The organism is Amycolatopsis rhabdoformis (assembly GCF_035918295.1).
Lineage (GTDB): Bacteria > Actinomycetota > Actinomycetes > Mycobacteriales > Pseudonocardiaceae > Amycolatopsis > Amycolatopsis rhabdoformis.
The window spans coordinates 3,873,410-3,888,358 of the sequence record NZ_CP142149.1; the positions used below are offsets into that span (position 1 = coordinate 3,873,410).

Annotated in this window: 9 protein-coding genes and 2 rRNA genes; all 11 read right to left on the reverse strand. The window is 69.5% G+C overall.

All coding sequences use genetic code 11. The annotated features are described in order from the left end of the window. Positions 1-40 precede the first annotated feature (40 nt). Positions 41-991 (reverse strand): copper transporter, encoded by a 951-nt coding sequence (locus tag VSH64_RS17610; RefSeq protein ID WP_326836699.1) that lies wholly within the window; start codon positions 989-991, stop codon positions 41-43. Then, positions 988-2,172 carry a putative cytokinetic ring protein SteA gene (gene steA / locus VSH64_RS17615; RefSeq protein WP_326836700.1) on the reverse strand — a complete coding sequence of 395 codons (1,185 nt, stop codon included), beginning with the start codon at positions 2,170-2,172 and terminating at the stop codon, positions 988-990. Before steA ends, VSH64_RS17610 begins: the two co-directional genes overlap by 4 nt. Positions 2,173-2,268: 96 nt before the next feature. Beyond that, on the reverse strand, positions 2,269-3,414 hold the full coding sequence (locus VSH64_RS17620) for a DUF1266 domain-containing protein (RefSeq protein ID WP_326836701.1): 1,146 nt from the start codon (positions 3,412-3,414) through the stop codon (positions 2,269-2,271). A gap of 9 nt (positions 3,415-3,423) precedes the next feature. Further along, entirely contained in the window at positions 3,424-5,205 is a 1,782-nt protein-coding gene (gene recN, locus VSH64_RS17625) for a DNA repair protein RecN (protein WP_326836702.1), read from the reverse strand. Positions 5,206-5,340: 135 nt separating this feature from the next. Continuing rightward, the gene (locus VSH64_RS17630; RefSeq protein WP_326836703.1) at positions 5,341-6,267 is read right to left on the reverse strand and encodes an NAD kinase; all 927 of its coding nucleotides are present in this window, start codon (positions 6,265-6,267) and stop codon (positions 5,341-5,343) included. Continuing rightward, on the reverse strand, positions 6,264-7,112 hold the full coding sequence (locus VSH64_RS17635; protein ID WP_326836704.1) for a TlyA family RNA methyltransferase: 849 nt from the start codon (positions 7,110-7,112) through the stop codon (positions 6,264-6,266). Before VSH64_RS17635 ends, VSH64_RS17630 begins: the two co-directional genes overlap by 4 nt. Before the next feature lie 5 nt (positions 7,113-7,117). Continuing rightward, positions 7,118-7,324: a hypothetical protein gene (locus VSH64_RS17640; RefSeq protein WP_326836705.1), complete on the reverse strand. Its 207-nt coding sequence runs from the start codon at positions 7,322-7,324 to the stop codon at positions 7,118-7,120. Between the two features lie 16 nt (positions 7,325-7,340). After that, on the reverse strand, positions 7,341-8,327 hold the full coding sequence (locus VSH64_RS17645; RefSeq protein WP_326836706.1) for an HAD-IIA family hydrolase: 987 nt from the start codon (positions 8,325-8,327) through the stop codon (positions 7,341-7,343). Then, positions 8,320-11,301: a hypothetical protein gene (locus tag VSH64_RS17650; protein WP_326836707.1), complete on the reverse strand. Its 2,982-nt coding sequence runs from the start codon at positions 11,299-11,301 to the stop codon at positions 8,320-8,322. The genes VSH64_RS17645 and VSH64_RS17650 overlap by 8 nt, the downstream gene beginning before the upstream one ends. Before the next feature lie 197 nt (positions 11,302-11,498). Continuing rightward, positions 11,499-11,615, reverse strand: a 5S ribosomal RNA gene (rrf, locus tag VSH64_RS17655). A gap of 86 nt (positions 11,616-11,701) precedes the next feature. Further along, positions 11,702-14,794, reverse strand: a 23S ribosomal RNA gene (locus VSH64_RS17660). Positions 14,795-14,949 lie beyond the last annotated feature (155 nt).

Sequence of the window (14,949 nt, forward strand, 5' to 3'; positions counted from 1 at the left end):
CCTCCAAGAGATTCCGGGCCGCCGTCGGCGTGCGGGGTGATCAGTTCCCGGCGGAGGACCCCACGCCCGGCGCGGGCGCCTGGGCGTTGCCGCCGATGCCGTAGCGGCCGGAGCCGCCGTCGAGCTGCTCGCGCAAGGCCAGCAGCGTCGCCACGCGGCCGGCGGCGGAGTCGACGTTGTCCACAGTGGACAGGATCGAAGTGGCGGAGGTGTCGGCGCGCACCACGCCGATCGGGCCGGAGCCGTCGGCCGAACCCGGGTCGCCGGCCAGCACCGTGCCCGCGCCGGAGCGGTCGAGCTGCGTCGCGAACCGCGCGATCGTGGCCGCCCGGTCGCCCGCGCCGTCGCCGGTCTGCTGTGCACCGGTGAGCACGATCGCCAGCTGCGCCGGCTGCACGCCCTGGCTCGGCTTCACGAACCCGCCGTCGGTGAGGCCGCCGAGCGCCGCGGCCAGCTCGTCGCCCGTGGCCTGCGGCTTCGCCGTGGTCTTGTCGAGCAGCAGCACCGAACCGAGCAGCGCGCCGGCGAGCGTGCCGGAGTCACCCGCGGTCGGGAACTGCGAACCGGCCGGCTGCAGGCGCGTGACCACGTCGCGCAGCTGGTCGGCCTTCTCCGGATCGGTGAACGCGTCGGTCAGCTGCAGCTCGCCGGTCACCGAGGCGCCGGACTGCTGCACGAGCTGCTTGAGCGCGTCGCGGTCGGCGGGCCGGGCGTCCTCGGTGGTCACCAGCACCACCGTGCGCTTGTCGAGCGAACCGGCCACGACCTTCGGGCCCATCGAGCCCGCGAACGCGTCGGCGTCGGCCAGGCGAGCGTTGAGCGCGTTGCGCTGCGCCTCGAGGTCCGACACCTGCGTGCCGAGGTCCTTCTTCTGGTCCGACAGCCCTGACAGGAGCGAACCGTTGAGCGCGGTGGAGCCCAGGACCACGCCGACGGCCAGCGCGAGGAAACACGCGGTGATGGAAACGATGTGGTACCGCAGGGAAATCACGTGAAGAGCCCCTTCACCCAGGTCGTGAACGTGGTCCAGGTGTGCTGGATCCAGTCCAGGTAGACGGAGCCGACGTCGGAGACCAGCAGCGCGGCGACCACCACGACGACGGCGGCGAGGACGAGCAGCGCGACGGCGCCCAGGGACACCCGGCTGCGGTGCAGCGTCGCGACGGCCTTGCCGTCGACCAGTTTCGTGCCCAGCTTGAGCCGGGTGAGGAACGTCGACGGGTTCGAGCCGGACCGGCCGTGGTCGAGGAACTCCCGCAGCGTGGCCTGGAACCCGACGGTGACGACCAGGCTCGCGCCGTGGGCGTCGGCCAGCAGCAGCGCGAGGTCCTCGGAGTTGCCCGACGCGGGGAACGTGACCGCGCCGATGCCCAGGTCCTGGATGCGCTCGACGCCGGCGGCGTGGCCGTCGGGCTGCGCGGGCACCACGACCTCGGCTCCGCTGCGCAGCGTCGCGGTGCCGATGCCGGTCGGGTCTCCCACGATCACGTCGGGCGTGTGGCCCTGCGCGCGCAGCGTGTCGGCTCCCGCGTCGACGCCGACAAGCACCGGCCGGTGCTCCCCGATGTACTTCTTGAGCTTCTTGAGGTCCTCGGCGTGACCGTTGCCGCCGGCGACCACCAGCACGTGGCGGTCGCGCATCGGCAGCCGCAGCTCGGGCACGCCGACCCCGTCGAGGATCAGCGTGCGCTCGCGGCGGAGGAACTCGATGGTGTTGGCCGAGAACGCCTCCAGCTGCGTCGACATCCCGGCCTTGGCCTCGATCATCTGGTCGGCGACACTCTCGGGGGTCTGCTCGTCGCCCGAGGCGATCTGCCGTTCCCCGATGAAGACGCCGCCTTCGTGCACGCGCAGCTTGGTGCCGTCCTTGACCGTGCGCAGCAACTCGCCCCCGACCGAGTCGATGAGCGGGATGCCGGCGGCCAGCAGGATCTCCGGGCCCAGGTTCGGGAACCGGCCGGAGATCGACGGCGACGCGTTCACCACGGCGGCGACCTCGGCCTCCACCAGGGCGTCGGCCGTCGCGCGGTCGAGATCGAGCTGGTCGAGCACGGCCACATCGCCGGCGCTCACGCGGCGCAGCAGCTCCCGCGTACGGCGGTCGACCCGCGCGACGCCGGTGATGCCGGGGAGGGCTTCGTGGTTTCGCGCGAGCAGACCGGTGAGCTTCATGTGGCTGATGGTGACAAATTTGTGGGTGGGACGAGCGCCGACGCGCCGAAGGGAGCGTGACTCATTGTGGTGAGCCGTGTCGCCGAGAGCGCCCGTTCAGGGTTGGATGGTGGGTTCCGCCGCGGCGAACGGGAGGTTCAGCCAAGGACTCGCAGGATCTTGAAGCAGCAGGTGATGGACTCGCAAGGCCGAGGTGTACTCCTCGCCGAACCCCTCCTCGTCCAGGGCGAGGACGCGGCCCATCACGTAGCTCGCCGACAGCTCGGCCCATGACTGGTGGTAGCGACGCGCCGCGGAACCGGCCTCCAGCACCATCAGTTCGGCCGTGAGCGGGTCGCAGTGGCCCACCGCCAGACCCCAGCGGGCCATCGCGACCGCGCGGGCGACGTCCCAGCCGATGGTGGTGCCGACAATCCCCGAGGGCGGCAGCAAGCCGTCCGCGCGGAAGCGCTGTTCGTAGCGCACCACGCGGCGCAGCACGTCGATGAGCGCGGGCGCCTGGTCCTGCGCGCCGTTGTCCGCGCACCAGCGCACCACGAGCTCGGCCCACGACCACGGGTCGAGGCCGGCGCCGTGGCGGGCGCGCAGCACGAGCACGAGATTGCCCGGCGTGAGCGTGTAGTCCGGGCCGATGAGATCGCCCGCCGCCGCGCGCCAGCCGGCCGCGTCGGACACGCCCCACCAGTCGCGCAGGCCGCGGACCTCGGCGACGTAGTCGTGGTAGCGCGCGTCGAGCACGTTCCACGGCTCCGCGGTGAGCACGGCCTGGTGCGCGCCGCAGGCCAGCGCGTGGGCCAGCGGGCCGTCGAAGTGCCCGTAGCGCGCGGTGTTGAGCCGCTCGACCTGCTGCTCCACGGCGGTGACGCGGTGCGGGTTCGCGGCGAGCCACGGCACCGCGGCCGAGCCGGGCACCTGCCACTCGCCGAGCGTGCCGGGGTTGAACACCACCTGCTCGTCGGCGCCGACCCCGTGCAGCGCCCAGTCGAGGTCGCCGCTGAGGAACACCACGCCGGCACCGGGATCGGGCAGCGCGCCGCGCGTGAACAGGCGCAGCGAACGCTCACCGCAGCACGCTTTGGCCGAGGACCAGCCACGGTCGGCCGCGAGCTTCTCCGCGTCCTCCCGGAGCATCGGCACGAACAGCTCTTCACCACCGAGGAGGCCGAGGAACCGGTCGAGATCACCGTCGCGCCGCGCGCGGGCGAGCTCCGCCTCGACATCGGCCACGGCGGCCCAGATCATGGACAGCGCTCAGCCCTTCTTGGCGCGCTTGCGCTTGGGCTCGGCGGCCGCCTTGTCCTTCTCCGCCACCGCGAGCAGCTCCTCGGCGTGGGCGCGGCCGGTCTCGGTGCCGTCCATGCCGGCGAGCATGCGCGCCAGCTCCTTCACGCGGTCCGGCTGCTTCAGCAGCTTCACCCCGCTTCGCGTGACGCCGCCGCTCGTGCCCTTGTCCACCACGAGGTGCTGGTCGGCGAACGCCGCGACCTGCGGGAGGTGGGTCACCACCAGCACCTGGTGCGTGCGGGCGAGCCGCGAGAGCCGGCGGCCGATCTCCACCGCGGCGCGGCCGCCGACGCCGGCGTCGACCTCGTCGAACACCAGCGTCTGCACGGTGTCGGCGTGGGCGAGCACGACCTCGATCGCCAGCATCACGCGCGAGAGCTCACCGCCGGAGGCCGCCTTGTGCACCGGCAGCGGCGGCGCGCCGTTGTGCGCGCGCAGCAGCAGCTCGACCTCGTCGATGCCGTCGGCGCCGGCGTGGACCGCGTGGCCGTCGATCGCCAGCGCCTGGCGGTCGCCGTGCTCGGCGGGCCGCTGCTCCACGGTGATCTCCAGCTCGGCCTGGCCCATCGCGAGGCCGGAGAGCTCCTTGGTGATCGCCGACGCCAGCTCGGCCGCCGCCTTGCCACGCGCCGCCGACACGGCCGTGGCGTGGTTTCCCAGCGACACGGCGAGCTCGTCGCGCCGGCGCGCCAGCTCGGCGAGCGCCTCTTCCGAGGTGTCCATGGACTCGAGCCGGCGGCGGGCGTCGTCGGCCCAGACCAGCACGCCGTCGACGTCGGCCGCGTACTTGCGCGTGAGCCGCTTGAGGTCGGCCTGGCGCGCGAGCGCCTGCTCGAGCAGCGCCGGGTCGGCGTCGAGGTTCTCGACGTAGCCGCCCAGCTCGGCGCCGACGTCGGTGAGCAGCATCGACGCTTCTTCCAGACGCGGCACGAGGTCGCGCAGCGCGGCGTCCTCGGCCGAGGTCAGGCGGCGCAGCGCCTCGCCGACCAGGCCGAGCGCACCGGGCACCTCGACGTCGCCGTCGGGCGAGCCCGACACCGCGCCGTGCGCCTCGGTCGCCGAAGCGCGCAGCTCGTCGACGGCCATGAGCCGCTTGATCTGTTCGGTGAGCTCCACGTCCTCACCCGGCTGGGGCGCGACGCCGTCGATCTCGGTGAGGCCGTGTTTGAGCAGGTCGGCCTGCTGCGCCATCTCCCGGGACCGGGTGGAGCGCTCGGTGAGCTCGGTGATCACCGCGAGCCACTCCTCGCGCACCTCGCGGTAGGCGGTGAGCGGCTCGCCTACGTCGGAGCCCGCGAACCGGTCGATCACCGCGCGCTGCTCGCTCGGGCGCAGCAGCCGCAGCTGGTCGTTCTGGCCGTGCACGGCGATCACCTGCTCGGACAGGTCCGCCAGCACGCCGACCGGCACGGACCGGCCGCCCAGGTGGGCTCTCGACCGCCCGTCGACGGCCACCGTGCGCAGCGCGATCACGCTGCCGTCCTCGTCGATGTCCGCGCCCGCGTCGGTGACGATGCGGCTCGCGGCGTCGGCCTTGTCGAGGGTGAAACGTCCCTCCACGAAGGCCTTGAGCATTCCGTTCCGGACCTTGGACGCCTCGGCCCGCCCACCGGAGAGCAGGTGCAGCCCGGTCACGACCATGGTTTTCCCGGCGCCCGTCTCACCGGTCACGACGGTGAAACCCGGGTGCAGTTCCAGCAGGGCGTCCTCGATGACTCCGAGGCCCTGGATGCGCATCTCGGCCAGCACGACGCCTACGGTAGCCGCCCCCACCGACCGTCCGTGCGCTCGACCGGTGCTAACTGTCCTTTTCGCTGGTCGAACGCTTGTGCGAACGCACCGCGCCCGGGCGTGTCGCGGGTCACCCCGCGCCCCCGCACCAGGTCAGACGGACCGGCCGCCGGTCCGCCGCTCGCGCCAGCTGCGCACCGGCAGGCCGAACTTGTGCACCAGCCGATCGGTGAACACGCCTTCCCACAGCCGCACGAGCCGCACCGGCCGGCGGCCGCAGACCACCCGCACGAGCGAGCCGGGCGGCATGTCGAAGCTGCGCATCCCGTCGCAGGTCAGGACCGCGCTCGGGCCGGACGGGTCGATGCCGACCGTGATCACCGAATCGGGTGACACGACCAGCGGCCGGGCGAAGAGCGCGTGGGCGTTGCTCGGCACCACGAGCAGCGCCTCGACGTCGGGCCACATGATCGGGCCGCCGGCGGAGAACGCGTACGCGGTGGAGCCGGTCGGCGTCGCGCACAGCACGCCGTCGCAGCCGAAGGAGGACACCGGGCGGCCGTCGACCTCGATCAGCGCGTCGAGCACGCGCTCGCGCGAGAACTTCTCCACGCTGGCCTCGTTGAGCGCCCAGGTGCGGTACAGCTCGACGCCGCCGTGGGTCACGGTGACGTCGATCGTCATGCGTTCCTCGACCTGGTACTCGCGGTCGACCACGCGCTGCACGGCGTCGGCGAGCGCGTCGGAATCGGCTTCGGCCAGGAACCCGACACGGCCGAGGTTGACCCCGAGCACCGGCACGCCCGCGGGCCGCGCGAGCTCGGCCGCGCGCAGCAGCGTGCCGTCGCCGCCGAGCACGAACACGAGCTCGGCCCCGCGCGCCGGATCGTCCTGCGGCGCCACGACCGTGCACGGCATGTCCATGCAGCCGTCGGGATCGATGAGCTGGCGCACCTCTTCGTCGGTCACGCGCAGCCGGATGCCGGCCTTGGTGAACCGAGCGGACACCTCGCGTGCGGCCTCCCGCGTGTGGTCCCGGTCCGGGTGCGCCACGAGAAGCACTTCACGTTCGCTGGTCACTGGGGTCCTTCCTGGACGGCGGTTCGCACGAGCCGCTCGACACCGTCCACAGTGCCATCGCCGGTGGCGGCTCCGCCCGCGTCCTGACGCTGAATCTCCTGGCGCCGCAACCAGACGAAGTACTCGACGTTGCCCGAAGGACCCGGCAACGGGCTGGCGACGACCCCGCGCAGCGCGAGGCCGAGCTTCGCCGCTTCGCCGATCACCCCGAGCACGGACTGCACGCGCAGCTCGGGATCGCGCACCACGCCGCCGCTGCCGAGGCGGTCCTTGCCGACCTCGAACTGCGGCTTGACCATGGGCACGAGATCGGCGCCTTCGCGCGCGCACTCCGCGAGCGCGGGCAGCACGAGCTTGAGCGAGATGAACGAGAGATCGCCCACCACGAGGTCGACCTGGCCGCCGAGCTGCTCGGGCGTCAGGTTGCGCACGTTGGTGCGGTCGAGCACGACCACGCGCTCGTCGGTGCGCAGCCGCCAGTCGAGCAGGCCGCGGCCCACGTCGGCGGCGATCACGGTGGCGGCCCCGCAGCGCAGCAGCACGTCGGTGAACCCGCCGGTGGAAGCGCCGGCGTCGAGGCAGCGACGGCCCTCGACCGTGAGCCCGTCGGGACCGAACTTGTCGAGGGCGCCCAGCAGTTTGTGCGCGCCGCGCGAGGCCCAGCCGGGATCGTCCTCGTCCTTCACCACGATCGGCGCGTCGGTCTCGACACCGGTGGCGGGTTTGGTCGCGACCATGCCGCGCACGGTGACCTTGCCGCCGGTGATGAGGGCCGAGGCCTGGTCCCGGGAGCGGGCGAGGCCGCGGCGAACCAGCTCCGCGTCGAGGCGGGCCCGTTTGGGCACGCCGGTCAGACCCGGTCGATGCTGGACAGGGCCACGGTGAGCTCGGTGTGCACGGCCTCGAACCGGTCGACGTGCTCGGCGAGCGGCACCGAGTTCAGGTCGTCGAGGCCCGCCACGGCGTCCTCGATCCCCGCGCGGGGATCGGTCTGCTGCGGGCCGGGTCCGGGAACCGGCGGAGGGCCCGGGACGGGCCGCGGGACGTTCGGGTACACGAGCTCAAACTACCAGTCAGGCCAGGCTCAGCCCGGTCAGCGCCGCCTCGGCCGCGTCACCTTCGGCGCGGACCTCGGTCACGCCGCTGCCCCACGCCGCGTGGCACAGCGCGCGGAGCAGGTCGAGGGCGTCACCGCTGCCGCGGACGGTCAGCACGTCGCCCGTGGTGATCTCCCAGCCGGGCCGCGGCCCGATCTTGAGGTCGTCGGCGGGCAACGTGAGCGCGGTGAGGTCGGCGGCCAGGTGCGTCGGCCGCTCGGCCGGCACCGCGGTGAGCAGGCCGGCGGGCGTCGCGACGCCCGTGAGCACCGCGAGCACGTCCATGCCCGCGGCGACCGCGCCGGCGATGTCGGTGTCGAGCCGGTCGCCGACCACCAGCGGCCGGCTCGAGCCGGCCGAGCGCGCGGCCGTCTCGAACAGCAGCGGCTGCGGTTTGCCCGCCACGACCGGTTCGCTTTCGGTGGCCGTGCGCAGCGCCGCGACCATCGACCCGTTGCCGGGCAGCAGGCCGCGTTCGCTGGGCAGCGTGGTGTCGACGTTGCAGGCGACCCACAGCGCCCCCGCGCGGATGGCCAGCGCCGCCTCGGCGAGGTCGGGCCACGCCGTTTCCGGCGAGTGCCCCTGCACCACGGCCGCGACGTCGTCGTCGGCCTTGCGCACGGTCGTGAGCCCGGCCGCCTCGACCTCGGCCGCCAGCGAGTCCGTGCCCACGACCACGACCCGCGCCCCGGCGGGCAGGCGCTCGCCGAGCAGCGCGGCGGCCGCCTGGGCGCTGGTGTGCACCTCGTCGACCACCGCGTCGAGACCCAGCTCCACGAGGTGGGTCACGACGTCGGCCGGGGCCTTCGACGCGTTGTTCGTCACGAACCGGACGGCCGTGCCGTACGCGCGCACGGCCCCGACTGCTTCCGGTGCGCCCTCGATCACCTGGGCGCCGTGGTACACGGTGCCGTCGAGGTCGAACAGCACCGCGTCGTAACCCGCGTGGAGCGCGTCACTCATTCGAGAGCTCCGCGGCCCGCTCGGCGGCGTCGGTCTCGTCCTCGCGGTCGGCTTCGGCCGCGTTGAGGAACCAGCGCACGGCTTCGTCCTTGCGGTCGGCGGCCACGAGGTTGTCGGCGTAGGCGTAGAACAGGCGCGCGCTCCACGGGTCCCGCTTGCTCGGCACCAGATCCGGCCCCTGCAGCGACACCACCGACGCGTCCACCTGGCCGAGGTCCCGCCGCGCACCGGCCGTGACGATCGCCAGCTCGACCTGCGTCGCCTTCGAGAGCTTCGCGGTGTCGGTCTCCTTCGCGAGGTCCAGCGCCCGCTCCGGCCGGCCCAGGGCCCGCTCGGAGTCGGCGATGATCGCGATGTGCTCGTCGCTGCGGGTCATGCGCCGCACGGCCCGCAGCTCCGACAGGGCTTCCTGCCAGTTGCCGGCGTGGTAGGCCGCGAGCCCGAGCGCCTCACGCACGATCGGCACACGCGACGCCTTCAGCTTCGCGTACTTCGCGTGCTCCAGCGCCGCCTCCGGGTCGACGTCGATCAACCCGCCCGCGGCGACCAGGTGCTTCCCGACGGTCTCGGCCAGCCCCTTCGGCAACGTCCGCAGCTCACGGCGCACCTCGTCGTCGAGGTCGGAGAACTCGATGCCCTCCGGCAGCTCCGGCGCTTCCAGCAGCTCGCGCGCCAGGGCCGCGTCGTCCAGCGCCTCCGCGCCGGCACGGGTGCCGCGCAGGGGCCGGTCGTCCCGGCGGGGCCGCGAGTCACGGCCGCCGCGGTCGTCCCGACGCGGGCGGTCGTCGCGGCCGCTTCGATCGCCACGCTCACTGCGGTCGTCACGGCGGGGCCGGTCGTCGCGCCGGCCGTCTCGACTGTCCCGGCTGTCACGGCCGTTGTCGCGGCTGTCGCGGTCACGCACGGGCCGCTCGCCACGCTCGGCCGTGTTCTCGCGGTCGGCAGCGTCGGCGCGGCTGTCGTTGCCCGTGCCTTCGTCGCCATCACGGTCGGCCGGTGCGCTCTGAGCGCCGGCGTTCTCGCTATCGCCGCGGTCATCTGCGCTGTCGTCGCGAGCGGACCGCTCGCTGGTGTCGCTGCGGTCATCGCCGGCCGGGCCGTCGCCGCGGCCGCCCTCGGTGCCACGCCCCGCGTCGCCGTCCTCGGCAGCGGGCCGCTCGGCGCGGACGGCGCTCGCCGCGTTGTCGTCACTGACGCCGGCGGCGCTGTCTTCCGTGCGCTCGACGCGCGCCGCGGAGCCGCTGTTCTGCTCACGGTCCGAGTCGGTGTCCGAGTCGCCGTCCGCCGACGCGTTCGACCGCTCGCCACGGGCGCTGTCGGCGACCGGACGGAAGTCTTCGCCGTCGGCGGTGTCGGCGGCTACGAAACCGTCGTCGGTGATGTCGAAGTCACCGGAGTCCTCGAAGGCGGCGCCGCGAGTTTCGGTGCCACGGCTTTCGCTGCGGTCGAAGTCGCGCCGGCCCCGGGAGTCGCCCGAGTCACGACGGTCGCGGAAACCACCGCGATTGTCGTCCCGGTTGAACGAACCACGAGAGCCACCGGAGCCGCCAGAGCCACTGTCGCGGCGGTCGAAACCGCCCGAGCCGCCCCGGTCGTCACGGCGGTCGCCGCGGTACCCACCGCGGTCGTCCTTGCGGTACCCGCCGCCGGAACCGCGGTCGTCACGCGAGCCACCACCGCGGGTGCCCCGGTCGTCCCGGTCCTTCTGGAACCCGCCCGGACGCCGGTCGTCCCGGAACCCACCGGTACGCGGACCACGGTCGTCGCGGTCGCCCCGGTAGCCGCCGGAGGAACCCGAGCCACTGCCGCGGTTGTCCCGGTAGCCACCCGACGTACCCGAGCCACTGCCGCGGTTGTCCCGGTCACCTCGGTAGCCACCGGAAGTACCCGCGCCACCGCCACGGTTGTCCCGATCACCGCGGTAGCCACCGCGGTCGTCACGGTCGTTGCGGTACCCGCCCGAGCTCGAGCCGCCCGAGTTGCCGCCGCGGTAGCCGCCCGAACCCGAGCTGCTGCCACCCCGGTAACCACCGGAACCACCGCGGTCGTCACGCGATCCACCGGAGCTGCCGCCGCGGTACCCACCGCTGCTGCTGCCACCGCGGAACCCGCCCGAACCACCACTGCCGGAGCCCCCACTGCGGAATCCGGAGCCACCTCGGTCGTCGCGCGAGCCGCCGGTGCTGCCGCCGCGGTAACCACCCGAGCTGCCGCCCCGGTCGTCCCGCGAGCCACTGCCACCGCGGTAGCCGCCCGAGCCGGAACCGCCCGCACTGCCACCCCGGTAGCCGCCCGAACCCGAGCTGCTGCCACCCCGGTAACCACCGGAACCACCGCGGTCGTCACGCGAACCACCCGAGGTGCCGCGGTAGCCGCTGCCGCCCCGGTCGTCGCGGTCCTTGCGGAAACCACCGGAACCGCGGTCGTCGCGGTCATTGCGGAACCCGCCGCCACGATTGTCGCGGTCACCCGAATCGCGCTGCGGACGGAAGCCGCCCGAGCGGTTGTCGTCACGGAAACCACCGCGCGAGCCGCCGCCGGAGCCACGCGAATCGCGGAATCCACCGCCGGAGCGGTTGTCGTCACGGAAGCCGCCGCCGGAGCCGCTCGAGCCGCGGTCCTCCCAACGACGCCCGGAGGCCGATTTGCCCTGCGGCCGGCCCGAACGGTTCTCGTAACCGCCGCGCGAGCCGCGGTCGTCGGAGCCGCCTCGGTTCCCGGCGAAGCCGCCGCTGCGCTGGTCGCGGCCACCGTCGCCGCCGGAAGGCCGGCCCTGGTAGCCGCCGCCGCGCGCACCGTGGTCATCACGCCGGGGGCGTCCCTGGTAGCCGCCGTCGCGGCCGCCGCGGTCCTGCCGCGCGCCACGCCGGTCTCCCCGGGGCGCGTCCGACCGGTTGCCGCGGGAGCCCTGGTCGCGGCGAGCCGACCGGCCGGACCCATCATCCTCTGAGTCACGTCGACCGAACTCGGACACCTGGCCTCCTGCCATAGAAAAATCTTGTGTTATCACGGGCCACCCGCTAGAGGGGCCGACTGACCATCCTACGGGGCCGTTCGGAGCACCCCGCGCGCGCCTGGCGCTCCGTCACGGGCACCGCACAGCACGCCAACATAGAGGTAGGCCCCGGGAGAACTCGGAAGTTCTCAACCGGGGCCTACATTCTACATTTAGTTCGGCGGCGTCCTACTCTCCCACAACCCTTCGGTTGCAGTACCATCGGCGCTACCAGGCTTAGCTTCCGGGTTCGGAATGGGACCGGGCGTTTCCCTGGCGCTATAACCACCGAAACACTACGAAACAACACACACCGCGTGACCTGCTTCTGTCACCGGTGTGGTGTTTCAGAACCGTAGAGTGGATGCGTAACATCTTTGTAGGCAAGTCCTCGGCCTATTAGTACCAGTCAACTCAACAACACATTACTGTGCTTCCATTTCTGGCCTATCAACCCAATCGTCTATTGGGGGCCTTAACCCACATGGGGTGGGATACCTCATCTTGGAACAGGCTTCCCGCTTAGATGCCTTCAGCGGTTATCCCTTCCGAACGTGGCCAACCAGCCATGCCCCTGGCGGGACAACTGGCACACCAGAGGTTCGTCCGTCCCGGTCCTCTCGTACTAGGGACAGCCTTCCTCAAGTATCCTACGCGCGCGGCGGATAGGGACCGAACTGTCTCACGACGTTCTAAACCCAGCTCGCGTGCCGCTTTAATGGGCGAACAGCCCAACCCTTGGGACCTACTCCGGCCCCAGGATGCGACGAGCCGACATCGAGGTGCCAAACCATGCCGTCGATATGGACTCTTGGGCAAGATCAGCCTGTTATCCCCGGGGTACCTTTTATCCGTTGAGCGACACCCCTTCCACCAGGTGGTGCCGGATCACTAGTCCCGACTTTCGTCCCTGCTCGACATGTCTGTCTCACAGTCAAGCTCCCTTGTGCACTTGCACTCAACACCTGATTGCCAACCAGGCTGAGGGAACCTTTGGGCGCCTCCGTTACTCTTTAGGAGGCAACCGCCCCAGTTAAACTACCCATCAGGCACTGTCCCTGAACCAGATCATGGCCCGAGGTTCAGATTCCCAATTCGACCAGAGTGGTATTTCAACAATGACTCCACGATAACTAGCGTCACCGCTTCACAGTCTCCCACCTATCCTACACAAGCCGAACCGAAAACCAATACCAAACTATAGTAAAGGTCCCGGGGTCTTTCCGTCCTGCCGCGCGTAACGAGCATCTTTACTCGTAGTGCAATTTCGCCGGGCCTGTGGTTGAGACAGCCGGAAAGTCGTTACGCCATTCGTGCAGGTCGGAACTTACCCGACAAGGAATTTCGCTACCTTAGGATGGTTATAGTTACCACCGCCGTTTACTGGCGCTTAAATTCTCAGCTTCACCCCCGAAGGGATTAACCGGTCCTCTTAACGTTCCAGCACCGGGCAGGCGTCAGTCCATATACATCGTCTTGCGACTTCGCATGGACCTGTGTTTTTAGTAAACAGTCGCTTTCCGCTGGTCTCTGCGGCCACCCACCCCTAGCCAGTAAATGGCTTCAAGGTGTTTGGCCCCCCTTCTCCCGAAGTTACGGGGGCATTTTGCCGAGTTCCTTAACCACAGTTCACCCGATCGCCTTGGTATTCTCTACCTGACCACCTGTGTTGGTTTGGGGTACGGGCCGTGCATGCACTCACTAGAGGCTTTTCTCGGCAGCATAGGATCACCCTCTTCGCCTCAAACGGCTACGCATCACGTCTCAGCCTATTGCCATGCGGATTTGCCTACATGACGGCCTACACGCTTACACCAGGACAACCATCGCCTGGCGGAGCTACCTTCCTGCGTCACCCCATCGCTTGACTACTACAGAATCAGATCCCACGCTCCACACACACCATTCACCCGAAGGCTTCAAGCATGGCTTTGGGTGGTTAGTATCAACTGCCTCATCATGGGCGCACATGCTCGGGTACGGGAATATCAACCCGTTGTCCATCGACTACGCCTGTCGGCCTCGCCTTAGGTCCCGACTTACCCTGGGCGGATTAGCCTGGCCCAGGAACCCTTGGTCATCCGGCGGCAGAGTTTCTCACTCTGCATTCGCTACTCATGCCTGCATTCTCACTCCCACACCCTCCACGACTCGCTTACGCGGCCGCTTCACCGGGCGCAGGACGCTCCCCTACCCATCACAACGATCGTTAGACCTAATGTTGCAATGACACAGCTTCGGCGGTGTGCTTAAGCCCCGCTACATTGTCGGCGCAGGACCACTTGACCAGTGAGCTATTACGCACTCTTTCAAGGGTGGCTGCTTCTAAGCCAACCTCCTGGTTGTCTGGGCAATCCCACATCCTTTCCCACTGAGCACACACTTAGGGGCCTTAGCTGGTGTTCTGGGCTGTTTCCCTCTCGACGACGAAGCTTATCCCCCGCCGTCTCACTGCCACGCTCTCACACTACGGTATTCGGAGTTTGGTTGATTTCGGTAACCCGGTAAGGCCCCTAGACCATCCAGTAGCTCTACCCCCGCAGTGAAACACGTGACGCTGCACCTAAATGCATTTCGGGGAGAACCAGCTATCACGGAGTTTGATTGGCCTTTCACCCCTACCCACAGCTCATCCCCTCAGTTTTCAACCTAAGTGGGTTCGGGCCTCCACGACGTCTTACCGTCGCTTCACCCTGGCCATGGGTAGATCACTCCGCTTCGGGTCTAGACCACGCGACTCAATCGCCCTATTCAGACTCGCTTTCGCTACGGCTACCCCACACGGGTTAACCTCGCCACGCAGCACTAACTCGCAGGCTCATTCTTCAAAAGGCACGCCATCACCCATAGGCTCTGACGGCTTGTAGGCACACGGTTTCAGGTACTCTTTCACTCCCCTCCCGGGGTACTTTTCATCTTTCCCTCACGGTACTCGTCCGCTATCGGTCTTCAGGAAGTATTTAGGCTTACCGGGTGGTCCCGGCAGATTCACAGCAAATTCCACGAGCTCGCTGCTACTCGGGAACACCACCAAGGTCTATGAAACTGGTTTTCGCGTACGGGACTCTCACCCACTCCGGTCGCCCATCCCAAGGCGTTCCACTAACCAGCACATCAACCCGGAAGAGTGTCAGCCCTTCCAAGGCGGGTCCCACAACACCACACGTACAACGCCTGACAGCTTGACATACGCAAGGTTTAGCCTCTTCCGCTTTCGCTCGCCACTACTCACGGAATCACTTTTGTTTTCTCTTCCTACGGGTACTGAGATGTTTCACTTCCCCGCGTTCCCTCCACACGCCCTATATATTCAGGCGCGGGTAACACCACATCACTGGTGCTGGGTTTCCCCATTCGGAAATCCTCGGATCACAGCTCGGTTGACAGCTCCCCGAGGCTTATCGCAGCCTCCTACGTCCTTCATCGGCTCCTGAAGCCAAGACATCCACCATGTGCCCTTAACAACTTGACCACAAAGATGCTCGCATCCACTCTACAGTTCTCAAACACCACACCAGAAACAAACCACGTTCCGGGGCAAGCGCCCCAAGGCGTGTTGCCTCAGGACCCAACAGTGTGCCTCGCGAACAATCACTTCCCCAGGCGCCGGCCCTCCGTTCCACGACC